General features: G+C 48.2%; 25 protein-coding genes. 24 read left to right on the top strand and 1 reads right to left on the bottom strand.

The window, feature by feature from the left end:
* Window positions 1-14 precede the first annotated feature (14 nt).
* The 4 genes from qcrB to ABXS70_RS08170 all read left to right on the top strand — a co-directional run bounded on the left by qcrB (window position 15) and on the right by ABXS70_RS08170 (window position 3,286).
* Window positions 15-686, top strand: coding sequence for a menaquinol-cytochrome c reductase cytochrome b subunit (gene qcrB, locus ABXS70_RS08155; RefSeq protein ID WP_017687726.1), 672 nt, complete (start codon window positions 15-17; stop codon window positions 684-686).
* A gap of 22 nt (window positions 687-708) precedes the next feature.
* Window positions 709-1,596: a c-type cytochrome gene (locus tag ABXS70_RS08160; RefSeq protein ID WP_342551683.1), complete on the top strand. Its 888-nt coding sequence runs from the start codon at window positions 709-711 to the stop codon at window positions 1,594-1,596.
* Window positions 1,597-1,723: 127 nt separating this feature from the next.
* Window positions 1,724-2,350 (top strand): DUF1405 domain-containing protein, encoded by a 627-nt coding sequence (locus ABXS70_RS08165; RefSeq protein ID WP_342551682.1) that lies wholly within the window; start codon window positions 1,724-1,726, stop codon window positions 2,348-2,350.
* A gap of 66 nt (window positions 2,351-2,416) precedes the next feature.
* A complete protein-coding gene (locus ABXS70_RS08170) occupies window positions 2,417-3,286 on the top strand; it encodes a sporulation protein YpjB (protein ID WP_342551681.1) in 870 nt (289 codons plus the stop codon).
* 115 nt (window positions 3,287-3,401) lie between these two features.
* On the opposite strand, the gene ABXS70_RS08175 is transcribed toward ABXS70_RS08170, so the two are convergent.
* A complete protein-coding gene (locus ABXS70_RS08175; RefSeq protein WP_366295208.1) occupies window positions 3,402-4,271 on the bottom strand; it encodes a YitT family protein in 870 nt (289 codons plus the stop codon).
* Between the two features lie 197 nt (window positions 4,272-4,468).
* On the opposite strand from ABXS70_RS08175, the gene ABXS70_RS08180 reads away from it, so the two are divergent.
* The 20 genes from ABXS70_RS08180 to ABXS70_RS08275 all read left to right on the top strand — a co-directional run bounded on the left by ABXS70_RS08180 (window position 4,469) and on the right by ABXS70_RS08275 (window position 24,670).
* Window positions 4,469-4,798, top strand: a complete 330-nt coding sequence (locus tag ABXS70_RS08180) for a nucleotide pyrophosphohydrolase (protein ID WP_111271388.1) — start codon at window positions 4,469-4,471, stop codon at window positions 4,796-4,798.
* Between the two features lie 50 nt (window positions 4,799-4,848).
* Window positions 4,849-5,373, top strand: a complete 525-nt coding sequence (locus tag ABXS70_RS08185; RefSeq protein ID WP_342551679.1) for a tetratricopeptide repeat protein — start codon at window positions 4,849-4,851, stop codon at window positions 5,371-5,373.
* 89 nt (window positions 5,374-5,462) lie between these two features.
* Complete coding sequence (dapB, locus tag ABXS70_RS08190) at window positions 5,463-6,266, top strand: 4-hydroxy-tetrahydrodipicolinate reductase (protein ID WP_090917170.1); 804 nt, start codon at window positions 5,463-5,465, stop codon at window positions 6,264-6,266.
* Between the two features lie 18 nt (window positions 6,267-6,284).
* Entirely contained in the window at window positions 6,285-6,725 is a 441-nt protein-coding gene (gene mgsA, locus ABXS70_RS08195) for a methylglyoxal synthase (RefSeq protein ID WP_342551678.1), read from the top strand.
* A complete protein-coding gene (gene bshB1 / locus ABXS70_RS08200) occupies window positions 6,722-7,411 on the top strand; it encodes a bacillithiol biosynthesis deacetylase BshB1 (protein ID WP_342551677.1) in 690 nt (229 codons plus the stop codon). The genes mgsA and bshB1 overlap by 4 nt, the downstream gene beginning before the upstream one ends.
* A 128-nt stretch (window positions 7,412-7,539) precedes the next feature.
* Entirely contained in the window at window positions 7,540-8,700 is a 1,161-nt protein-coding gene (gene bshA, locus ABXS70_RS08205; protein ID WP_342551676.1) for an N-acetyl-alpha-D-glucosaminyl L-malate synthase BshA, read from the top strand.
* A 38-nt stretch (window positions 8,701-8,738) separates the two neighbouring features.
* Window positions 8,739-10,040 carry a CCA tRNA nucleotidyltransferase gene (locus ABXS70_RS08210; RefSeq protein ID WP_366295212.1) on the top strand — a complete coding sequence of 434 codons (1,302 nt, stop codon included), beginning with the start codon at window positions 8,739-8,741 and terminating at the stop codon, window positions 10,038-10,040.
* Entirely contained in the window at window positions 10,027-11,004 is a 978-nt protein-coding gene (locus ABXS70_RS08215) for a biotin--[acetyl-CoA-carboxylase] ligase (protein WP_342551674.1), read from the top strand. The genes ABXS70_RS08210 and ABXS70_RS08215 overlap by 14 nt, the downstream gene beginning before the upstream one ends.
* Window positions 11,005-11,516: 512 nt before the next feature.
* Window positions 11,517-12,389 carry a 3-methyl-2-oxobutanoate hydroxymethyltransferase gene (gene panB / locus ABXS70_RS08220; protein WP_366295215.1) on the top strand — a complete coding sequence of 291 codons (873 nt, stop codon included), beginning with the start codon at window positions 11,517-11,519 and terminating at the stop codon, window positions 12,387-12,389.
* Window positions 12,389-13,291, top strand: coding sequence for a pantoate--beta-alanine ligase (gene panC / locus ABXS70_RS08225; protein ID WP_366295217.1), 903 nt, complete (start codon window positions 12,389-12,391; stop codon window positions 13,289-13,291). The genes panB and panC overlap by 1 nt, the downstream gene beginning before the upstream one ends.
* Window positions 13,284-13,667: an aspartate 1-decarboxylase gene (gene panD / locus ABXS70_RS08230; protein WP_111271379.1), complete on the top strand. Its 384-nt coding sequence runs from the start codon at window positions 13,284-13,286 to the stop codon at window positions 13,665-13,667. The genes panC and panD overlap by 8 nt, the downstream gene beginning before the upstream one ends.
* A gap of 95 nt (window positions 13,668-13,762) precedes the next feature.
* Complete coding sequence (locus ABXS70_RS08235; RefSeq protein ID WP_342551671.1) at window positions 13,763-14,410, top strand: tetratricopeptide repeat protein; 648 nt, start codon at window positions 13,763-13,765, stop codon at window positions 14,408-14,410.
* A gap of 145 nt (window positions 14,411-14,555) precedes the next feature.
* Window positions 14,556-17,429: an ATP-dependent DNA helicase DinG gene (gene dinG, locus ABXS70_RS08240; RefSeq protein WP_366295218.1), complete on the top strand. Its 2,874-nt coding sequence runs from the start codon at window positions 14,556-14,558 to the stop codon at window positions 17,427-17,429.
* 193 nt (window positions 17,430-17,622) lie between these two features.
* On the top strand, window positions 17,623-18,279 hold the full coding sequence (locus ABXS70_RS08245) for a redox-sensing transcriptional repressor Rex (RefSeq protein ID WP_342551669.1): 657 nt from the start codon (window positions 17,623-17,625) through the stop codon (window positions 18,277-18,279).
* Entirely contained in the window at window positions 18,263-19,570 is a 1,308-nt protein-coding gene (locus tag ABXS70_RS08250; RefSeq protein WP_366295220.1) for an amidohydrolase, read from the top strand. Before ABXS70_RS08245 ends, ABXS70_RS08250 begins: the two co-directional genes overlap by 17 nt.
* A gap of 51 nt (window positions 19,571-19,621) precedes the next feature.
* A complete protein-coding gene (locus tag ABXS70_RS08255; protein ID WP_342551667.1) occupies window positions 19,622-20,152 on the top strand; it encodes a DUF5590 domain-containing protein in 531 nt (176 codons plus the stop codon).
* A 287-nt stretch (window positions 20,153-20,439) separates the two neighbouring features.
* Window positions 20,440-20,967, top strand: coding sequence for a hypothetical protein (locus tag ABXS70_RS08260; protein WP_342551666.1), 528 nt, complete (start codon window positions 20,440-20,442; stop codon window positions 20,965-20,967).
* The gene (locus ABXS70_RS08265) at window positions 20,960-22,462 is read left to right on the top strand and encodes an AAA family ATPase (RefSeq protein WP_342551665.1); all 1,503 of its coding nucleotides are present in this window, start codon (window positions 20,960-20,962) and stop codon (window positions 22,460-22,462) included. The genes ABXS70_RS08260 and ABXS70_RS08265 overlap by 8 nt, the downstream gene beginning before the upstream one ends.
* Before the next feature lie 133 nt (window positions 22,463-22,595).
* Window positions 22,596-23,468: a 3-hydroxyacyl-CoA dehydrogenase NAD-binding domain-containing protein gene (locus ABXS70_RS08270; RefSeq protein ID WP_342551664.1), complete on the top strand. Its 873-nt coding sequence runs from the start codon at window positions 22,596-22,598 to the stop codon at window positions 23,466-23,468.
* Window positions 23,465-24,670, top strand: coding sequence for an acetate kinase (locus tag ABXS70_RS08275; protein WP_342551663.1), 1,206 nt, complete (start codon window positions 23,465-23,467; stop codon window positions 24,668-24,670). The genes ABXS70_RS08270 and ABXS70_RS08275 overlap by 4 nt, the downstream gene beginning before the upstream one ends.
* Window positions 24,671-24,677: the final 7 nt, after the last annotated feature.

The raw sequence follows: 24,677 nt of genomic DNA on the forward strand, positions 1-24,677 counted from the left end.
AGGCGTGAACGCAGATGTTTAAAAATGTCTATGACTGGATTGATGAGCGTCTTGACATCACGCCAATCTGGCGGGACGTTGCGGATCATGAAGTGCCAGAGCATGTAAACCCGGCGCATCACTTTTCCGCATTCGTATACTGTTTTGGCGGATTGACGTTTTTTATTACAGTTATTCAGATTCTGTCAGGCATGTTCCTGACAATGTACTACGTACCGGATATTATTAATGCATACGCAAGTGTAGAGTATTTGCAGACGAAAGTAGCTTTTGGCCAGATTGTACGCGGTATGCACCATTGGGGAGCCAGTTTGGTTATCGTCATGATGTTCTTACATACGATGCGTGTATTCTTCACAGGCTCTTACAAGGCTCCGCGTGAAATGAACTGGGTTGTAGGCATGTTGATATTCTTCGTCATGCTGGGTCTGGGTTTGACCGGATATTTGCTCCCTTGGGACAACAAAGCTTATTTCGCAACAAAAGTAACGCTGGAGATCGCGAACACTGTACCTTGGCTTGGACCGATCATCAAGGAGTTCCTGCAGGGAGGAACGATCGTTGGTGCACAGACACTGACACGGTTCTTCGCACTGCATGTCTTCTTCCTCCCTGCGGTGCTGCTGGTGCTGCTGGTCGGACACTTTATTATGATCCGAAGACAGGGCATTTCGGGACCACTATAAACGAGAGAAGGGAGGAAAGGTAATGGCTCACGGGCACAAGAACAAGGATGAAGAAAAGGTTATCTTTGTCGGTGATTCACGCGTCCGCAAAGGCTCGGGGTTTATTACTCCGCCGGATTACACCGCATACCCTGGCAAATCGGAAGCATTTATTCCTAACTTTTTGCTGAAGGAATGGATGGTAGGGGTTGTTGTCCTGGTTGGTATTCTGGTGCTGACCATCTCGGAACCAGCACCTCTCGGGTATCCGGCTAATCCAAGTGCATCGGTTATTCCGATGCCCGACTGGTACTTTCTTTTTCTGTATCAGTATCTGAAGTATCCTTACGCATCGGGAGACTACGTTCTGCTCGGCGTGCTGGGTGTCAGTGGTGTTGCTTTCGGAGCGCTGCTTCTGGCCCCCTTCCTGGATACAGGGAAAGAACGTCGTTTTTACAAACGTCCAATTGCATCGTCTTTAATGCTGCTGTCTGTTATTTCGGTGTTCTATCTCACGAATGTAGCGTGGACACATTACAAACATGAGCTTGAAGCGACAGGACAGAAACCGGAGCATATTCAGCGGGAGGAAGAGGCCCTGGAGAAACATGAACAGGGACTGCCTACTTCCAACGCGCCAGGTCAGCAGCAGGAAGAGATCGCGATTGTGGACAAAGACGATCCTGCGATGGAAACGTACAAAAAAGCCGGATGTATTGGCTGCCACGCAGCTGATATGAAAGGCCAAGGCAATGCGCCTTCTCTCCGGGGTGTTGGCGACAAACACAGCCAGGAAGAGATTGTAACGATTATTAAAGATGGCTACAATGGTATGCCTCAAATGTATGACAACGCTATAGCCCAAGGGGTTACCGATGAGGAAATCACTCACCTAGCCGAATGGCTTGCGAAACAGAAGGCAGAACAGTAAAATCGAATTAATGAAAAAACCTGATCGTTATTCGATCAGGTTTTTTTGAAGTCTTTTGGAGGAAACACGGTATTCAGCTGCCGGAATGGAGATCAATAAAAGAATAGAGAAAGAAGGTGCAGTGCACGTGGCTTTATCGTTTTTCTGGAGCAGGGAGTTTCTGACCCATCGGTATTTCCTGTGGCTTTTGTTCTGGTGTAATGCGCTCGGCACGGTTTATGGCTATATCTGGTATGGCGAGCAGATGAAGCTGACACTGGCACAGCAGCCGGTGTGGCAGATCGTATTTGTCCCGGACAGCCCGACAGCGAGCTTGTTTTTTACATTAGCCTTGTTGTGGATACTGTATCCGGTGAAGTCGGCAGTTCTGCGGCGCATCGGGCATGTTATTCAGGCTCTGGCAGTCGTCACTTCTGTAAAATATGGTGTGTGGGCTGTATCCATTATTTTCGCAGGTTGGGCTCAAGGAGGTGCACAGCATTGGCAGGATTGGATGCTGATTGCTTCCCACAGTGCGATGGCCATTGAGGCACTGATCTATGTACGTTTCTTTGGCTTCCGCTGGTTGTCGTTGATTGTGGCAGGTCTCTGGACGCTGCTGAACGATACGATGGATTATACATATGACATTTATCCTTGGCTTCCTGCGGCGCTGTATCAGCATGTACAAGCTGTTCGCAATTTTACGTTCACTTTGACCATTGTAAGTATTCTCGCCGCGTGGCTTGCCTTAAGGCAGGCCAAAAGAGCCTGAACGTACTTGCCAGGTTTGTTCTAACCGGACATTCCTCACCATACATTGATGATGGGAGGGATGTCCATGAAGAGAACATTCAGGAGTATGACGGGCTGGTTGTCGGTATCACTCATGGCTCTGCTGCTTTGGACACATGGTTCGTACCTGGTATCCGCGCAAAGTGATGAATCCAATCCAAATGGTAACCAGGAAGTATCCTCTAATTCCTCGATTGCACAATTAAACGAAGAAGCGGCTGTATTATACCGTCAAGCGCTCGAAAATAATATGGAGGAGGTACGCGCGAGTATTGTGCGTATCAGTAATAGTCTGGAGCATGTTTCGTTCGAGGGGAAAACTTCAGTTGAGGGCATTCATGCCTTGTCCGAGACGGTGGTAGAGGTTAAAGAGGCTGCGGCCAAATTCAAAGGCGATAAGCCTTTGCTGCAGCAGGCCTCGGCCAAACTCAGACTTGCAGCGGACAGTCTGGCCAATCCGGCCAAACCGCTCTGGCTTCAATATTACAAGATCGTGAAGAATGATCTGGATGCGCTGTCACTGGCAGCGAATCAGAACGAGACGGCAGCGGTTCTGGCTAATCGTTACAGCGTTCTTGAGGATCACTACGAAACGATCCGTCCCGCAGCGATGATTCGTCTTGAACCGTATCAGATTGCACAGATCGATGCGTGGTTATCCCATCTTAAAGGACTGACACAAGCCAAGCAGTCTGATACTTCGCAGATTCGGAGCATGGCCGCTCATGGAGAAGAATTGGTAAACGGATTGTTTGGACGTGAGAAGGACGAGAGTGCCTTTGTGCCTTTTGTACAGGGTGCCGACCGCCGGGCAGCCGGCCTGGTCATCAGTTCAGCTATCGCTGCGGCACTTTGTTATGCGGGATACCGCAAATATCGTGCACAGCAGCAGGATATCTTTACATATCGCCGTTAGTGAACCTGCTTCCTAATCATTTATCAGAAAATAAAAAAACCTCCTGCCGCAGCAGGCCAATCTCCTGGCTGTTAGAACGGAAGAGGTTTTTTGTATTCCCTAAAGGTTAATGAAGTTAGCTTTCTTTGAAGCCTTCTCCATGCACATCATGCACGTCACTGATAATGACAAAAGCTCTCGGGTCGATGGAACGAACAATCGTCTGCAGTCTGCGGAATTCCTGTCTGGAAATAACACAGTAGGCCATATGTTTGGCTTGTTTTGAGTATGCGCCAATGGCCGGAATAAGTGTTACTCCGCGATCCATGTCTTTGGTAATCTGTTCTGCAATCTGGGGAGCGTGGTCGCTGATAATCATAAACGCGCGAGCGGAATACGCCCCTTCCTGAATGAAGTCAATCACTTTTGAGGCGATAAACACGGCAACTAACGTATACAGAATTTTTTCCTTAGGAATGTAGATGAGTGACAGTCCAATGATGACAAAATCGATGCCCAGCAGCACACGACCCATACTCCATCCATATTTTCGGTTCAGAATCCGGGCGATAATGTCAGATCCGCCGGTTGTCCCGCCCCAGCGAAAAACAATGCCTAGGCCGGCTCCCAAGGTAACTCCTGCATATAAGGCAGCTAAGAGCAGATCGTTCTCGGTATGTAACGGTTCAATCCAGCCCCGATGAATCAACTTCTCGAACAGCCAGAGGAAAGCAGTCAGAGCCCCGATTCCGATTCCGGTATACACCATTTGTCTACTGCCAAGCACCTTAAGACCGATGAGAAACAGCGGAACGTTTAAAATCAGAGTGGTCAGTGATGGGGAAACACCGAAGGCGTAGTTAATCAGCACAGTAACTCCGGTAAGTCCGCCCTCCATCAGCTGATTGGGGATAATAAAATAAAGCAGCCCGAAAGCATACAAGGCTGTACCCAGCAAAATGGGCAGTACAAGCTTTAATTGAACCCACGTTTTGGCAGTACTCATAGGATCCCTCTCTATACTTGAATTAGAATGGGGAAGCAATCATTCCCATCTTAGTATACCTGTTTCTATATCCTTTAAAAACGGATTTGTGCCAGACATTAAAAATGATTTGTGCAGGATTCTGGTGGAAGTGAGCCTCAATAACTGATATTATTAGGAACAAACACGACATCAGAATAGAAGGAGAACCTGCTCTCATGGAGAAAAGTCTGGCAGAAATGCAGCGTGAGGTTGACCTCTATATTTCCCAGTTCAAAGAGGGATACTTCAGTCCTCTGGCCATGCTGGCCCGGATGTCTGAAGAGGTTGGAGAACTTGCCCGTGAAGTGAATCACGAGTTCGGAGAGAAACCGAAGAAAGCTTCCGAAGCTGCCAATTCTATTGAACTTGAACTTGGAGATATTTTATTTATCACCATATGTTTTGCAAACTCGCTTGGTATTGATTTGGCTGAGGCACATGACAAAGTCATGCATAAATTTAATACCCGAGACGCAAATCGGTGGACTCCAAAAAACACCGATTAGGCGTAGATTACATATGCTGTACCATCACCCGCACGGGGAGGGTCAGCTTGATGATGAAACCGGAAGATTATATGCAGCAGGCTTATCGCTGTATATTACAAAATGATTTTGAGCAGGCCATTCGCTGGTTCGAAGCGGCCATCCATGCTCACCCGGAACATGCCGAATTGTACTATCGCTGTTCCATTACACATGCACGAAGCAAACATCTGCTTCCTGCGCTGGAATATGCTCGCAAGGCGGTGGAATTGTCCGAGGGCGCCGAAGAATACGTGCTGCATATGCAGACACTTGAGGCGAAGCAGCTGACGATCAAAGCTAAGATGCTGCTTGAACAGACCGTTCAAACAAACACCAAGCCCGTTGTCGAAGCTTCTCTTCTTCTCAAAGAAGCTGTTAGGCTGGACCCGCTGTCTGTGGAAGCCCATGTCATGCTGGCGCTGGCATACAGTGATCTGAATGAATACGAAAGTGCTCTGCAGACACTACAGGATGCAATCCTGCTTGATCCGCAGAATGGGCAGCTGTATCAGATGTTACAGGAAACGAAGCAGCGTATGAAATCCATGCAGTAAGTAATCATTACAGTTAAACAGTGAACTGAATGAAAAAGCTGGGTTAATACGATTTAGATGATCTAACAAGTGAAGGAGATGCAGCCAAGATGAGTGAAGTGATAAGAGTTGCCGTGATCGGAGCGGCTGGCCGGATGGGCCGTGAAGTGGTGAAGCTGGTACTGCAGGATCCGGATTTGGAGCTTGCCGCCGCTGTCAACCGCTCCGGAGCAGGCACAGATGCTGGAACACTGGTAGGTTTACCTGAGTGTGGTGTGTTGGTAACAGACGATATCGAGATGGCTTTTGCCGAAACCAAGCCGCAGGTCATGGTTGATTTTACAGTGCCGCAGTTTGCCTTTGCTCATACAGAGATTGCAATCCGCCATGGCGTAAGACCTGTCATGGGTGTTACCGGCTTTACGCCGGAGCAGATCGAACAGTTGGACAAGCAGTGCCAGGAGAAAGGCATTGGCGGACTAATTGCACCTAACTTCTCCATAGGAGCAATCCTGATGATGCGTTTTGCAGCACAGGCTGCCAAACATATGCCTAACGTGGAAATTATTGAATATCACGGCGATCAGAAGCTGGATGCACCATCAGGAACGGCGATCAAAACAGCGGAACTGATTGCAGCTAATCGTGAGGAGATTCGTCAAGGCAATCCGAATGAAGAAGAGACAATTGAGGGAGCACGCGGTGGATACTACAATGGCTTCCGCATTCACTCCGTACGTTTGCCAGGTGTATTCGCACAGCAGGAAGTGGTATTCGGTGATTATGGACAATCGCTGAAGATTCGTCATGATTCCTACGAGCGTGCTGGTTATATGCCAGGAGTCAAGATTGGTGTACAAAAGGTAATGGAATATACAGGACTCGTATACGGCTTTGACCACTTTATCGACTAAAGGAGATTGAAGATTGTCATGTTGAAAATCGCATTTATTGCCCATGATCGTAAAAAAGAAGAAATGGTAAACTTTGTTACCGCTTATGAGCCTGTGTTTACAGATCATCAATTGTATTCGACAGGTACAACAGGTCTTCGTATTATGGAAGGCACATCCCTGCAGATTCATCGTTTCGAATCGGGGCCGCTTGGAGGCGACCAGCAGATCGGTGCTTTGGTAGCGCAAAACGAGATGGACCTGATCATTTTCCTGCGTGACCCGCTGATGGCACAGCCGCATGAGCCTGACATCAATGCGCTGCTTCGTCTATGTGACGTTCAGGGGATTCCGCTTGCGACTAATATTGCAACCGCCGAGATTTTAGTTAAAGCGCTGGATCGCGGTGACTTTGCTTGGAGAGAACTGGTACATAAGTACAAGCCGGAGGCAGGAATGAATACGGGTGACTCACAATGAGCCTGGATATTCTCATCTTCGGTGCACATGCAGATGACGCCGAGATTGGAATGGCTGGAACGATTGCAAAACATACAGCTGCCGGATTCAAGGTAGGCGTATGTGACCTGACTCGTGCGGAGATGTCTTCCAACGGCACCGTGGAGCGCAGAACCGAGGAAGCGGAGCAAGCCTCACGCGTCCTCGGTCTTTCGTGTCGGACCAATCTCGGGCTGCCTGACCGTGGACTCCATATTACACCGGAACAAGTACAAGCAGTTACAGCGGAAATACGCAGGCATGCACCGCACATCGTTTTTGCACCTTATTGGGAGGATCGGCATCCCGATCATATCATGTGCAGTAAACTTGTGCAGGAGGCTGTATTTAATGCGAAGCTTCGGAATTATATGCCGGACATGCCTGCTGTGCAGGTGAAGCAGATGTATTTTTATTTTATTAACGATATCGGTCCTACGGATTTGATTGTGGATATTACGGAACACTACGAACAGAAAGAAGCGTCGCTGCGCTGCTACCGATCCCAATTTGAACAGGGCGAAGGGATCGTTTCAACTCCGCTGAATCAGGGTTACATTGAGCGGGTGAGGGCACGTGATTCCCTGCTAGGACAGCGCAGTCTTATTCCATATGCGGAAGGCTTTGCGACGGTAACACCTTATGTGGTGAAGCAGTTTGGCGTCTAAACTAAATAAGTATCGGTATATATAGATGGAACAATGACTTTACACTTCAACGAATCATGCCAACTATCAATTTCCGCTGCATGATATCAACCTGCACATTGCGGGAGATCAAAGGAGCGTCCAACCGGATGGATCGTAAGCTAAAAATCGGAATTACCTGTTATCCGTCCCTCGGAGGATCTGGGGTTGTTGCAACGGAACTCGGCAAATTGCTGGCCGAACAGGGGCATCAGGTTCATTTTATTGCGAACAGTATTCCTTTCAGATTAGGAAAATTTCAGAAAAATATTTTTTATCATGAAGTCGAGGTTAATGATTACTACGTGTTCCGTTATCCTCCGTATGACTTGTCTTTGGCGACCAAGATGGCACAGGTGGCGAAAGCACAGCAGCTTGACCTGCTTCATGTACATTACGCGGTACCCCATGCAGTGTGTGCTTTTCTAGCCAAACAGATGGTCGGGGACAACCTTAAAGTGGTGACAACGCTCCACGGAACAGATATTACGGTACTGGCTCAGGATGAATCTTTGAAAGACTTGATTCGGCTCGCAATCAATGAAAGCGATGCGGTTACCGCTGTGTCCCAGGATTTGATTCGTGAAACGGTCGAACTGCTGGACATCCAGCGTCCGATCGATCTGACCTACAACTTTATAGATAAACGTGTGTATTATCCAAGAGATGCGGTAAGTCTGCGTCGGGATATAGCTGCTCCTCATGAAAAGATACTTATGCATATTTCCAACTTTCGACCGGTCAAACGGACGCAGGATGTAGTGGAAGTATTTCGTCAGGTTCAGGAAAAAGTGCCTGCGAAGCTGCTGTTTGTGGGTGAGGGCCCTGATCTGCCCAAGATTCAATGTAAAATCAAAGAGCTGGGCTTGGATGACAAGGTTCATTTCCTCGGCAGACAGGATGATATCGCGCAGGTAATATCGATGGCCGACATCCTGATGCTGCCGTCAGAGAAAGAAAGCTTTGGTCTTGTTGCACTTGAGGCGATGGCTTGTGGTGTACCGACGATCGGTTCTGAGGCTGGCGGAATTCCCGAGCTTGTTATACATGGGAAAACAGGGTTCCTCTCGCCAATCGGCGATACCGCGTCCATGGCTGAGAACGCGATTCGTCTGCTGACCGACGAAAAATTGACTGCGGATATTCGGGAAGCTTGTCTTCAGCGTGCACATCATGATTTCTGTAATGACTCCATCCGCCTGAAATACGAACAGATATATTATCGTGTCCTTGGAAGAGAAATCCCTAGTCTGAATCCGGTGTGCGGTTAAAGTTGGGGGACCACAACAGGCAGGAAAAGAGGTGAGATGTGGTGGTTCAATGGACTCAAGCAGATGCCGAAATGGCAAAACAAAGTGAGCGCGTACTCACTCAATTGAATACACACGGTTTCGAGGCTTATTGGGTTGGCGGCTGTGTCCGTGATGAATTACTGGGGTGGGCTGTCGATGATATGGATATTACAACCTCTGCTTCACCCGAGCAGGTCATGGCACTATTTGAAGATTGTATTCCTACGGGACTGCAGCATGGAACGGTAACAGTTCGTGCAGGCGGTTATTATTTTGAAGTGACTACCTTTCGGACGGAATCGGATTACCGGGATAATCGCAGGCCGGCAGCAGTGCAGTTTGTACAGGACATCAAAGAGGATCTGCAGCGGCGTGATTTCACAATGAATGCGCTGGCGATGGATGTTAACGGAACGTTGGTTGACCCATTCGGGGGGCAAACCGATATCAAGCAGGAGCTTGTACGTTGTGTGGGCCTTGCGGTTGAACGCTTTGGTGAAGATGCGCTGCGTATGCTGCGCTGTGTAAGGTTCGCTTCTGTGTTCAATTTCAGAATTGCATACAATACCTGGAAAGGGTTTGTTCATCAGCGTGAACTGCTTCAGCATATCGCTATGGAACGGGTTCGAACCGAGATGGTGAAAATGATGGCGGGCCCTCACCCACTGAAGGGCTTGGAATTGTTATTTCGCAGTCGTGCCCTGGAGTATGTCAAAGCCCCGGTGGATTCCTCCAGATTCAACAAAGACTTGTTAGCTGGTCTGGAGCATTTGTCCGGGGATCATGTGCTGCTGCGTTGGACATGCCTATTACTGGCAGGTGGTTATAACCGCGAAGAAGCCGACAAGCTGCTGCGGAACTGGACCTTTTCTAATGAACAGCGCAGTCGTATTACAGGTGTGCTTCAGGTGGAACAGCTGGTGACCGCTTTTGTTGAGCAGGATGAGGAGGACAACAAGCTTCGGGAGAGCTGGATTGAAAGTGAGCTTGCTTGTGGTGCTCAGGCCGCTGACGACTGGCTTATGCTGCAGGAGGAGCTTCCAAAACGGTGGCGTGACCTTTCCGAACAGGTAGAAGCACGGCTGGCAAAAGTTCAGGCTTTCGCTGCAGGCTGGAGTCGATCCATACCCGTTCACGAAATAAAGGAGCTTGAAATCACTGGTGAACAGGTACTGCAGCTGGTGGACCGCAAGGGCGGACCTTGGCTTGGACAGCTGATGAAACATCTGCTCAGGGAAACGGCAGTTGGCAATATAACGAATCAGCATGAGGCATTAAGAGCTGAAGTGAGACGGGTGGCTGCAGATGACCAAGCATGAGGATCTGTTACATATGCTGCTTCAAGCTGACGGACAATTTGTGTCGGGCGAGGAGATCAGCCGGCATCTGTCGATCAGCCGAACCGCGGTGTGGAAGCATGTGAATAAATTGCGAGATATGGGCTACGAATTCGAAGCTGTCTCACGCAAAGGGTACCGTCTAGTCACGAAACCTCAAACGATCGATGCGGCTGCGCTCCAGTTGGCACTCAAAACGGCTGTATTTGGCCGTAAAGCCGTTATGCTCCCCTCAACCTTGTCAACTCAAGGCGATGTCTTGAAGCTGGCTGAAGAGGGAGAGGGTGAAGGAGCGGTAGTCTTTTCCGAAGAACAGACCGGAGGCCGAGGGCGGTTCGGCAGAAAGTGGTTCTCTCCTCCTGGAAAAGGGATCTGGATGAGTGTGCTGCTGCGGCCGGAAGTTCCGCTGCACCATACACCCCAGCTTACACTTTTGACCGGAGTGGCTGTATGCCGGGCCGTTCGCGCCTGTACAGGCGCGGAGGCTGGGATCAAATGGCCGAATGACCTGCTGATTAATGGCCGCAAGATGTGCGGCATACTGCTGGAATCTGCGGTGGAGGATCATCAGGTCCGTTACTGTATTGCAGGCATTGGTGTTGATGCGAATTTTGGCCGCGAGGATTATCCTGAAGACTTGAAGCAGATTGCAACTTCTATCCAGATTGAAACAGGACAGAGGGTTGACCGGACAGAGCTGGCAGCCGCTATCTTGACGGAACTGGAGAGTCTCTATTTTTTATACCAAAAAGAAGGGTTCGGCGTAATCGCCTCATTATGGGAGGCGCTGTCTGTATCGTTGAACCGTAAGATTATAGTCACGAATCCCCACGGCGTAGTGGAAGGAAAGGCTGTTGGGCTGGATCCTTCTGGGGCGCTGATCGTGGAAACACCGAATGGAGAACGGGAACTTATCGTATCCGGTGAAGTGACTTGGAAAAGCTGATATTTGCCGAATATGTCGAATATGACTAGGGCGTGTCTTGAAACCGACTGAAGTGTATTTTTTACCCCTTTTCGCCCCCAGCTGCGTCAATTTCCCTTGACGTGCCCCGGCACGCCTGCGGTAAACTTCCTGGCTGGGAACGAAAATTTGGCAAAATCTACTTCCTTCAACAATTTCAGACACACCCTGACAAATTGAACATAAGACGTGAAGTTTGAGCAGAACTTTGGTATACTGATTTCGTGAGGCGGTATCGGGTATGTACAGACCGAGCTGCACTCCGGAGCAGTAAACCTTTGTTCTGCTTGATGCGTTTTATGCAGGCGGCAAGGGCAAGAAACAATGGAATATTGGTACAAATGTGTTGTTGGATTCTGCTCTGAGCCGAAGAGGACCGAGACAGAAGGGACGATCGCAAGTGACTCTTTTTTGACTTTTCGGGACTTTTTAGTGGAAAAACTAAAAGGTTTTTTTTGTTGTGTTTATTTGAAAAGGGAAAGGGGTACAAACGAATGGCTAGGAAACAAGCTTTGAATATCGTGAAAATGAAAAAATACAAACAGGACGGCACTCCGCTCAGCATGATTACGGCTTATGACTATCCAACGGCTCTGCTCGCTGAAGAAGCTGGCATTGACATTATTCTGGTAGGCGACTCTTTGGGTAATGTTGTCCTCGGTTACAATTCAACTCTGCCAGTTACGATTGACGATATGGTGTACCACACTCGTTCGGTTGTGAGAGGTGCGGAACATACGTTTATCGTTGCAGACATGCCTTTTATGACCTATCACGGAAGTATTGATGAGACACTCAAAGGTGTGCGTCGTCTTATGCAGGAAGGTCATGCCCATGCCGTGAAAATGGAGGGTGGCGTTGAAATTGCAGATACAGTCAAAGCGGTTGTTCAGGCGGGTGTACCTGTGCTGGGACATATTGGGCTGACTCCGCAATCCGTGAATCAGATTGGAGGCTACCGAATTCAAGGCAAGGATGCAGCGGATGCAAAACGTCTGATGGATGAAGCCAAAGCACTTGAAGCCGCAGGGGCTTTTGGCATCGTGCTCGAACTCGTGACGGAAGAAGTGGCCGAAGCAATCTCAAAGGAATTGTCGATCCCGACCATTGGCATTGGAGCAGGGCGGGGATGTGACGGTCAAGTACTCGTTTTTCATGATGTGGTTCAATATGCTTCACCATACACGCCTAAACGATTTGTCAAAACTTATGGTGATGTAGGAAGTGTGATTCGCAGCAGTATTGAAACGTATGTAAAAGAGGTGAAGGATCGCTCCTTCCCGGCTGAAGAGCATGTCTTCAGTGCAGCAGATGGTGTGCTGGATGGATTGTACGGACAACGCAAAGAAAAGGTGGAAACGCGCTGATGAAAGTCATACGCACGATCGCAGAGTTAAGACAGGAACTGAGCTTGATGCGTAAAAATCAAGCCATCCGTTCTGGAGAAGCCGTGGTAGGACTTGTGCCGACCATGGGATATCTTCACCAAGGCCATGCCAGTCTGATGCAGGCGGCCAGACAGCAAAGCGATATCGTAGTATTGAGCATTTTTGTCAATCCGATTCAATTTGGACCGAATGAAGACTTCGACAGTTATCCGCGAGATGAGGAACGGGATGTTGAAACAGCTCGTACAGAAGGTGTGGATATCGTATTTATTCCCTCGGTGCAGGAGATGTATCCGCAGCCGACGCAAACTACGATTGCAGTATCCGGCATTACAGAACGCTTGTGCGGTGCATCCCGTCCGGGACATTTTAACGGAGTAACTACCGTGGTCTCCAAGCTGTTCAACATTGTACAGCCGCAGAAAGCCTTTTTTGGCATGAAGGATGCGCAGCAGGTGGCAGTCATTCAACAAATGGTACATGATTTGAACATGCCGATTGACATTGTGCCTTGTCCCATCGTTCGTGAAGAGGACGGTTTGGCACTCAGCTCACGTAATGTCTATCTGAGTACAGAACTGCGTGAGGAGGCATTAGTGCTGTCTCAGGCACTGCGTGCGGCACAAGAAGCTGTAGATTCCGGGGCAGCTGTTACAGCGGATGACATTCGTCGTTTGCTCCGTGAACACATTGGTACCGCTGCGCATGCTGTCATTGATTATGCGGAGATTCAGGCATTTCCAAGTCTTGAACCTCTTGCGGGTGACGAACCGTTACAGGCATATGAAGATCTGCTGATTGCACTGGCTGTGAAATTCGGGAAAACAAGATTAATAGATAACATGCGTATCCAAAAAATGGAGGTGCTGTCCCTTGTTTAGAACATTAATGAAATCGAAGATTCACCGTGCTACCGTAACGGAAGCCAATTTGAACTATGTGGGAAGCATTACCATTGATGAAGACCTGATGGAAACATCTGACTTGATGGAAAATGAAAAAGTGCAAATTGTAAACAATAACAACGGTGCACGGCTTGAAACTTATGTAATCCCGGGTCCGCGCGGCAGTGGCGTGATTTGTCTGAACGGAGCCGCAGCGCGTCTTGTGCAGCCTGGAGATACTGTCATTATCATTTCCTATGCGATGATGTCCCAGGAAGAAGCGAATGCGCATCAACCAACCGTGGTGTTCGTGGACGGTCAGAACAAGCCGGTGCAGACGATGAAAAAGGAAGTTCACGCCACGATTCTGTAATCCGCTGGGAAGGAGAATGAAATCGGCCCATCCAGCAAAAAATGAGTACAGGTCACACTGCACTAATCCATTTTTCCAAGGGTGGGGATGCATCGATGTTCCAGCATGTTTTCGCCGAAATGAACGACATGTTAGATGAAATTATCAAGGGCTATCCTTCCGCTGAGGGTCTGGACAAACAGGAGCTGCAGCACAAATGGAATCTGCTCAAACGCATGAGTGACGGGATGCTGGATGAATGGCTGATGTTTGAAGAGAAAATGAGCCAGCTTCGGGAGCAGGAGCTTGAAAAGCCGGCTTCACTTGAGCCGGAGCAGCAGGCCGTCACGTCGCTGCCTGAGCTTCATCTGGAATGTTTCAGCCGTGGACAGGGGTATTTCAAGCTGCAGATGTATCCGCAGGCGATCGACCAATTTTCACAGGTCGTGGATGATTATCCGGATAGTGCCCTAGCCCGGTTTTATCTCGCGCTCGCTTACTTAAGTCTGGAGCAGATGTCCGAATCTGAAGCTCATTTAGAGCAGATTATGCTGCTGAACGGATCAGCAAGGCTAAAGGGTCTTGTCTGTAATGTCCTCGGCTGTATTCAAGCCAAGCGGTACAATCTGGACGCAGCATGGTCGCTGTTTGCTCAAGCCCTTCAGTATGACCCGACGTTGACCGAACCTCTGTACAACATGGAAGTATGCAGGCTGAACAGAGGTAAACTGCAATATGCAAATCAGCTGACTGCCCTCAATTAAGAGTGTGGCATTTGGCGGCAAAAGAACGGTGTTTCCTCCTTTGGCATAGCGGCGGAAACACCGCTTTTTTGTCAGTTAATTTTCAAATGCCCTTTTTTTTGCTATGCTGTAACATAGACTGGAATGGAAGGGACCGTATATTGCAATGAAATTTGCCGTTTTGGATTTCGAAACAACCGGCACGCAGTCCGACGGTGAGATTATACAGGCCGGACTTGCCATCATAGATCATGACTACAGCATAACTCAAATATATAGTTCTTATGTAAATCCGGGTGTGCCTATTCCGCCGTTCATTACAGGGCTGACCGGAATTACAGAAGAAGATGTAGCGGATGCTCCATCCCTCGAAGAGATGATGATGGAGATGGTACCGCTTCTTGACGATGTGGTTTTGGTAGGCCATAACGTTGCATTTGATTTTCATTTTTTGCAGAATGCGCTGGACCGCTGCGGGTATTTACCGTTTACGGGTCGTATTCTGGATACCATTGATTTCTTGAAAATAACATTTCCTTCGCTGGGTTCCTATCAGCTCGGGTATGTATCAGCCGAATTCGGATTTGAGCATGACCGTCCTCATCAGGCGGATAGTGATGCCTTGGCAACCGCTCATGTGCTTCTCAAATGTCTGGATGAGCTGCGGGAGCTTCCGCTGATTACCATTCAGCGGCTTAGCGATCTGTTTGCGCCGGAAGACAGCGACCTTGGCTGGTTTTTTGACGGGCTTCGTGCCGAGAAGGAAGCAGACCCGATACAGGACCTCGATGGACATACGTATTATCGTCAACTCGCGCTTAATGTTAGCGACTGGACGGAGATCGGAGCGCCACGTGATGAGAGAGAAGCGAATCCGCTGGAAGGTGTCAGCTTTGATCAGTTTATGGATCAGGTAAGAGACAACCTCAAAGAGACGCTGGATCATTACGAAGAACGTGAAGCTCAGACACAGATGTTCAGCAGCGTACGACAGGCGCTGGACGAAGAGAAACATTTATTGCTGGAAGCCGGAACAGGAACCGGAAAATCACTGGGATACCTTTTGCCTGCCATTTATGAAAGTGTCAAACAGGAGCAGAAGGTGATGGTAAGCACCCACACCATTAACCTGCAGGAGCAGCTGCGCGAACGGGATATTCCGATGCTGACGCAGGTGGTTCCGTTTCCGTTTAAAGCATCGGTGTTCAAGGGCAGAGGTCATTACCTGTGTCTGCGTAAATTCGAGCACAAGATTAATAAACGGGAATTTGCCACGCCTAAAGAGGACTACTTCACCGCAGCCCAAATGATTGTATGGCTCACACAGACCGAGACGGGTGATGATGAAGAATTAAACCTCAGTGCACGCGGAGGCGATTTCTGGGAGACGGTACAGAGTGAATCCGAGTCCTGTCTCGGCAGATCCTGTCCGTGGTTCCGCAAGTGCTTCTATCATCGTGCCAAACATGAAGCAGGACTTTCTGACATCGTGATTACCAATCACTCGAAGCTGTTTACTGACGTGAAGGCTGCCCATCAGCTGCTGCCCGCGTATGAAAGTCTGGTTATTGATGAGGCGCATCATCTGGAAGATGTAGCAGGTAAACATCTGGGTCTTCATATGAAGTACTTCACCCTTGTTCACACGCTGACCCGCTTGTTCAAAGACAGCCGCAACGGTCAGCTGCCGATGCTGCGTTCTCAGCTGTCCGGACATGAAAATGCGGTGCAGTGGGGTTCTATGGTGGATCAAATGTTCCCGCTTGCCGTTGAGGTTAAGGAGATGTGGGACCGTCTGAGCGACGCTTTGTTTGGCCTGCTGCCGGAACGCAGTGATGCTTCACCAGGTGAAACCGGGCAGTTCTCCCTTCGTTTGAAGGCTTCGCAGAAACCTGCGAAATGGCAGGAGCTGCAGGAACTGGAGAACCAAATCTATGTGACCCTTGGTGACTTGGTGCGCAAAGGGGATAAGCTGCTGCTTGAAGTGAAAGAGGATCAGGACGATTATCAGTCTGACAGTTTAATTACGGATATCACCGGGCTGTTAAAGGATCTGACGACATTAAAGGAGAATTTAAGATTCTTCATGCGTATGGACGATGCCAAGACGGTGTATTGGATGGAGGCCAGCGGCCAGTTCCGCAGCAAATCACTGCAGCTGTATGCTGTTCCTGTAGATGTAAGTGCACAGCTGAAAGAGATGTTTTTTGATAAAAAGAAAAGCGTTGTGCTTACGTCGGCTACGCTGTCCGTGGATAAGTCATTCCAATTCATGATTGAACAGCTTGGCCTGCAGGAAGCTTCCGACAATAACCGCCTTCTTACATCCATGCTGCCTTCACCGTTCAATTATAGGGAACAGGCCTTGTTAGTCATTCCGCGTGATTTTCCAAGTCTGAAAGGCAGTGTAGGAGATGCTCACTTTGTACAGATGCTGGTACAGTCCCTTGCCGAGACGGCGATTGCGACACAGGGACGTATGATGGTGCTGTTCACCTCATACAAAATGCTGAGACAAGTGTATGAGCCGTTGAAGGAGGCTTTATCCGGGAATGATATCTCCCTATTGGGCCAAGGCGTTGACAGCGGTAACCGTTCCAAGCTCACACGAAGATTCCAGGATGCCAAAGCGGCAGTTCTGCTGGGTACGAGCAGCTTCTGGGAAGGGGTAGATATTCCAGGTGAAGCCCTCACTTGTCTCGCAATCGTAAGGCTGCCGTTTCAGCCGCCTAACCATCCGCTTCTGGAAGCAAAGAGTGAACTGCTGCAGGAGCAGAAAAAAAATCCGTTTATGAAAATGTCTGTCCCTCAGGCCGTCATCCGGTTCAAACAGGGATTTGGCCGGTTGGTTCGGACAGGCAAGGATCGGGGGATCGTTATCGTGTATGATACGCGAGTAATTGAAGCTTATTATGGCAAGTACTTCCTGTATTCCTTACCTGGACCCAAAATGGAGCATATGCTGACAGAACAGATGGTTCCGCGTATCGCCGAATGGCTGGATCGTCCCATCGTGAATGAAAATGATTCGATTTTGTAAGCTATAGCATTGCATTGTACTTCTGCATAGCGTTAAACTCGAAAGAGACTTCGAAAAGCAGCACATCATGAACTTATAATCCCAACAATACGGGCATTCTGTATGAGGAATGATGCATATTTTGCATGTATACAGAATGCTCCATTTTTCAATATTTATTATTTTATCGTGGCAATGGTAAGGGGGAGCAGGAATGAAATCGGATAAAATTTCGGAAGCGGTAGTACGGCGTCTGCCCGTATATTTGCGTTATCTTAACGAGTTGGTTCAGCGTGAGGTGACCACAGTTTCTTCACAGGAGCTTGGACAGCGATTGGATCTGAATCCGGCCCAGATTCGCAAGGACCTGGCTTATTTTGGTGATTTTGGCCGTAAAGGAATCGGGTATGACGTTTCTTATCTGATCGAGAAGATTCGTCACATTTTGAAGATTGACCAGCAGATTAATGTGGCTCTGGTTGGAGCGGGTAATCTAGGACAAGCGTTGTCCAACTACAATGCTTACTTGAAAGACAATATGAAGATTGTTGCTATTTTTGATGCGTTCGGACCGAAGATTGGCAGTAAGATTAACAGTCTGACTGTCCAGCCGATGGAAGAGCTTGCAGCAGCGGTACAAAAAGATAACATTCGCATCGGGATTATTACGGTTCCGGATACGGAAGCTCAGAACGTCGCGGATCAGCTGATTGAATCGGGAATCGAGGCAATTCTGAATTTTGCACCAACGATTCTAAAAACACCATCACATGTTCGTATCCATCACGCTGACTTTACAACAGATCTGCTCAGTTTGGCTTATTATTTAGAAAACGGGAAGGAAGAAGAGTCTGATGACAACAACGAATAGATGGGTAATTCAAAACGGTAAATTTGCCGTAAACGAAGGCGCAAACTGGACAATAGTTCAAGGGTATATGGTCATTCAGGATGACAAGATTGTGCATATTGGTGAGACGCTGCCGGATGGAGACGAGCAACTGGCGAAAGTGGATGGAAAAGGACTTCTCTTCCTGCCGGGTCTGATCAATACGCATGGTCATGCGGCCATGTCACTGCTTCGGGGTCATGGGGACGATCTGGCACTTCAGGTATGGCTCCAGGAAAAAATGTGGCCGATGGAAGCAAAAATGACTTCGGAAGACGTTTACTGGGGCGCATCGCTTTCGGTGCTTGAAATGCTAAAAGGCGGAACAACAGCGTTCCTGGACATGTATGATCATATGGATCAGGTGGCAAGAGTGGTTGAACAGTCCGGGGCAAGAGCTGCACTGGCTCGCGGTGTGATTGGACTTTGTTCCGAAGAAGAGCAGATGCGCAAGCTGGAAGAGTCCGCAGCATTTGCGCGTGAATGGAACGGACAGGCGGATGGACGGATCACAACGGTTATCTCCCCGCACGCACCTTACACATGCCCTCCAGATTACATAGAGAAGCTTGTACAGGCCGCGCATGACCTTAACCTGCCGCTGCACACGCATATGTCAGAGACATTACGTGAAGTAGAGCAGAACGTGACAGATTACGGCCTGCGCCCTGTAGCTCACCTAGAGAAGCATGGCTTTTTCTCACGTCCATCGCTTGTAGCCCATGCGGTTCATCTGAACGATGAAGAAATTGAGATTCTGGCCCGACATGATGTGGCAGTATCGCATAATCCGGGCAGCAATCTAAAGCTTGCTTCCGGAGTAGCCCGTGTGCCTGCTATGTTGAAAGCAGGGGTTACCGTGTCTCTGGGTACAGACGGACCCGCAAGCAACAACAACCTGGATATGTTTGAGGAAATGAGACTTGCCGCACTGATTCATAAAGGTGTATCTGGCGATCCAACTGCGGTTCCTGCGGGTGAAGCACTGCTGCTTGGAACAGGTTTCGGCGCGAAGTCTATTTTCCTGAACGACACGGGTGCGCTGCGAATGGGGATGAAGGCAGATTTTATTGCGCTGAATATTGAACAGGCTCATTTTTATCCGCATACGGATCTGATCTCTCATGCGATCTATTCTGCCTCGGCTAAAGATGTGGAACATGTATGGGTAGACGGAAAACAAGTGGTGAAACATGGCGAGTGTTTGACAATGGATGAGGAGCGCATTTTGCGGGAATCTCAATTGGCCTTTGATCAGCTTCTTGCCCGTTAAAAGACAAGCTGGCCATCAACGCGCAGTATTCAGAGAAAGGAAGTTCAGCTCTTGAAGAAGAAAAAGAAGTGGATCTGGATATCGCTGCTCATTCTGGTTCTGATCTTGTTTGGACTTCAAAGGTATTACGTCTATGTAACACAAGATCAGCGTAAAGAAGAGGCATTGGCTGTACAAGCCGCACAAGACCAGTTGGGGATTACATCGCCTGATGAGCTTCGAAAGTACGTCTGGGGCGAGAAGAATGGCTCTGACAACATCTATTGGACGATGACCGCCAAAAATAAAGATAATCAAAACGTAATGGTGTGGGTTAAATTTGATAACAACAACCAGCCAGTCCAGGGCGCTGCGGGAGTACACAGTGAATTGATCCAGAACGGGATGTCCGAAACGCAGATTCGCAGCCGATTTAGTTCCGAGGTGCCGGGTGGTGAGATCAAACGGATCATGCCAGGTGTCGTGAATAATATCTACGTATGGCAAGTGTACTACAAAGATGGTACGCATAATTATTATCGTTTTTATCGGTTTAGCAATGGAGAGCAGGTAGATTTGGTCTATACCGTACCGAACAGCTAGAATCGAAAAAGAGCAGGAAACCGGCAGTCAGCACATCGACTGAACCGGTTTTTTGGCTTTTCTATCAAATGATTGTGAATTAAATAGTTAAAATTAATAATTTATTCATATTTTCACCTTCGATATTGTATATACGATGTGATATACTCATTTATGTACTGAAGTTACAATAAAACGCAAAAAAATCTGCAGTTAACGATGCAGACATCAAGTTCACTCTTTGATTAATAATTATAAATATAAGCCTGTAGATCGAGAATAGGCTCATTTTGGGAGGGGTAATTCATTTGAAGCTGAAAGTATTGCCTATTGTTCTTACTGCTGTTATATCTGCCGTCCTGTTATTTGGAGGTTGGTTCGCATATCGTCAAGTAGCCGTACAAAGCCCGATTGAAAAAATGGTTACTCAATACGAGGGAGTCAATAGTGTTCAATTATCTATTAACCGCAATGATGTACAAATGAAACTTGATTTGAAACCAAATGTGGATTTGGGAAAACTGGTCCAGTATATTCACAAAGAAGGACAGAACCTGATTGGCTCACGTGCGCTTAAACTGGACGTTGTAGATCATTCCAATGAGGCGCTGGAGAACTGGTGGGGCGATGCGATGTTTACTGTAGCCCAAGCGATGGAAAACAAACAATACGCCGAGATTACACCGACTTTGTCGAAGATGGCAGTAGGAGGAATTCAAGTCAATACAGCGATGGATGACAACAATGTTTATGTAAGTCTGAGAGACGGAGATGCCAGCAAGTTCATTATACTGCCGCGTATACCCGGTCAGATAGGAGTGTGGCCTAATGCCTAAATGGACAAAAGAAGCAGCCGTTGGATTTGTTCCTGTTTTGATTATTTTTCTAGCCTTTATCGGTGTTAATATCGTGCCGATCTTGATTGCTCTGCTGCTCGTTGGAGGTTTACTGTTCATGATGCAGATGCGGGGCGGAATTACTGTAGGTGCCGCACAAGAACGCAAACGCAAGAAAAAAGGACCTTCCAAATTGACCTTTGAAGAAATTGGCGGCCAAGACAGTGCCAAGCAGGAGTTAAGAGAAGCGCTTGACTTTCTCATCCGACATGAAGAGATACAGAAGTTCGGGATTCGCCCGCTCAAAGGTATATTACTAACGGGGCCTCCGGGAACGGGAAAAACATTGATGGCCAAAGCGGCAGCACACTATACAGATTCTGTGTTTGTAGCTGCGTCAGGCAGTGAATTTGTCGAAATGTATGTCGGTGTAGGGGCCAGCCGTATCCGCGATTTATTTAAGGATGCCAGAGCGCGGGCTGCGAAGGAAAACAAAGAAAATGCAATCATTTTTATTGATGAGATAGATGTTATTGGTGGTAAACGTGAAGGCGGGCAGCAGCGCGAGTATGATCAGACATTGAACCAGCTGCTGACGGAGATGGATGGGATATATACTTCTGAAACACCTAGGATACTGTTGATCGCGGCGACGAACCGCAAGGAAATGCTGGATAGTGCCCTTACTCGTCCAGGGCGCTTTGACCGTCATATTCAGGTCGATTTGCCTGATAAAAAGGGAAGAAAACATATTCTGGAGCTTCATGCTGTAAACAAACCTCTGACGCAGGATGTTAGTTTGGAGAAAACGGCTGAAGAGTCCTACGGATTCTCGGGTGCCCAGCTGGAAAGTGTGATGAACGAAGCTGCGATTTATGCGATGCGCGAGGGCTTGCTGCATATAGAACAGCGTCATCTGTCTCTTGCGATCGATAAAGTGATGATGGGTGAGAAGACGGATCGTGAATCAAGCGTGGAAGAGAAGAAAAGAGTTGCTATTCACGAATTGGGCCATGCCATTATGGCAGAGCTTGTGCGCCCGGGAAGTGTAAGCCAGGTTGCCCTTAGTCCGCGTGGACAGGCTCTCGGTTATGTACGGCATAATCCGCAGCAGGAGCAGTTTCTGTACACCAAACGATTCCTGGAGGAGCAGATCATGATTGCGCTGGGCGGTGCGGCCGCTGAAGAGATGTACTATGGCGGACGCTCGACAGGTTCGCGTAATGACTTTGAGCAGGCGACAAACGTAGTCCAGACGATGATGGCATCGGGTCTGACCTCATTAGGAATTGTTAATATGGATATGGTGACTACTGAAGAGCTGATGCGGGAGAATAAAATGATTCTGCAGGAACTGATGGAGCAGACCAAACACCGGCTTGAGGAACAGCGGACAATATTCGACAATTCCCTCGACATTCTGATGCGTGAGGAAGTTTTGTCAGGGGAACAATTTCGTTGTCAATTTCGTGACAGTGCACGTTTACCAGCATAATTTCTTTATGCTGGTTATTTTTTTTTACATTTCACTCGTGCTAAGATATTATTAGTTGTTGGGTCGAAATTTGTAATTTTCGGCGAACAGGGTACAATAGAGAAATAGAGAACCGAAAGGATGGAGCAGAACCATGTTTTTCAAAAAAATAGGAGTTGTCGGCGGCGGCACGATGGGGCAAGGAATTTCCCAAATGCTCGCAGCCAAAGGACTTGATGTGCTTCTCGTGGAGCATACCACACAAAAGCTGGATCATGCGTATAACATGATTGAAACAAATCTCGATAAGCAGCTTGAGAAATGGGCAATTACCAAAGCGGAGAAAAAATTGATCCTTTCCCGGATTACCAAAGTAGGACACCTCGCTGAACTGGGCTCTTGTGATATGGTCATTGAGACAATCTCGGAGGATCTCGAAGCGAAAAAGGCGGTCTTTAACCAATTGGATCAAGTATGTCCAAGCAATGTTATTCTGGCAAGTAATACGTCCACGCTGAGTTTGACCGAGCTTGCAAGCTCGACCAAGTATCCAGAGCGTGTTATTGGTATGCACTTTATTCACCCGGTATCCCGGGTTGATCTTGTAGAGATTATTCGCGGATTGAAAACGTCGGATACTACATTCGAAGAAACTCGCCGCTTTGTTGAAGAAGTGGTAGACAAAAAAGGCGTTATGATCTATGAATCCCCTGGATTTGTGACTTCACGTCTGATCTGCCTGCTGATCAACGAGGCGCTTCACGTACTGCAAGAAGGTGTAGCTTCAGCTGAAGACATTGATGATGCAATGCGTATCGGATACAACTTCCAGCACGGGCCGCTTGAGATGGCTGATCGCTTCGGACTGGATTCCGTTGAAGCAGCTCTTGAAAGAATGTTCCGTGAATTCGGAGAATTGAAATATCGTCCTTCCATTGTCCTGAAGAAAATGGTGCGCGCAGGTCATCTGGGCGTGAAATCAGGAGAAGGATTCTTCAAGTACGACAAGGATGGTGACCGGCTGTGAAAGTACTCGTAATTAACGCGGGAAGTTCCTCGCTCAAATATCAATTGTATAATATGGAAGATGAATCTGTACTTGCAAAAGGTTTGGTTGAACGAATCGGGATGGATTCTTCCATTCTGACACATAAACCGACTGGCCGCGAAGAAGTCACGGAAGTTAGTGAAATTTTGGAGCATACGACTGCGATCCGCAAAGTCATCGATATTCTGACGCATAAAGAGAATGGTGTACTGGATTCCGTTAGCGAAATTCAAGCTGTCGGACACCGTGTGGTACATGGTGGTGAAGCATTTAAAGAGTCAGCGCTGGTGGATGACGCTGCCAAAGCTGAAATCCGTCGTTTGTTCGACCTGGCTCCGCTTCACAACCCCGCAGCGATGATGGGGATCCGTGCGGCCGAATTGAATATGCCGGGTGTGCCTCAGGTTATGGTATTTGATACTGCATTCCACCAAACGATGCCTGAGCATGCGTACCTGTATGCTATTCCACGCGTACTTTACAAAAAATATAAAGTCCGTCGTTATGGCGCGCATGGTACGTCCCATGACTACGTAAGCAAAACAGCTGCCGAGTACCTTGGTCGTCCGGTAGAAGACTTGAAAATCATCACTTGTCACGTCGGTAACGGCGGTAGTGTGACTGCAGTTAAAGGCGGCGTATCTGTGGATACATCGATGGGGATGACTCCGCTCGAAGGCCTGATGATGGGAACACGCAGCGGTGACCTTGATCCTGCTATCGTACCTTATGTGATGAACAAGGAAGAACTGAGCGTAAGCGAAGTGAATTCCATGCTGAACAAACACAGCGGGCTTCTGGCGATCTCCGGGATCAGCAGTGATATGCGAGAGATTACGGAAGGCATGGAAAAAGGCGAGCCGAACTCTACGCTTGCATTCGAAATGTATGAATACCGCCTGCGTAAATACATCGGTTCTTATGCTGCCGCAATGAACGGTGTAGACGTGATCGTATTCACAGCAGGTGTGGGTGAAAACTCCGTCGTTCTTCGCCAAAAAGTATGTGAGCAGCTGACATACCTTGGTGTAGAACTGGATGAGGCACTGAATGCCATTCGTTCCGGTGAACCGCGCCGCATTACAACTGAAAATTCAAAAGTGGACGTACTCGTAGTACCAACGAACGAAGAATTGGTCATTGCACGTGATACCCACCGAATCGTATTGAATTCTAAGTAATCTAACT

It is taken from the genome of Paenibacillus sp. AN1007, assembly GCF_040702995.1.
Classification (GTDB): Bacteria; Bacillota; Bacilli; order Paenibacillales; family Paenibacillaceae; genus Paenibacillus.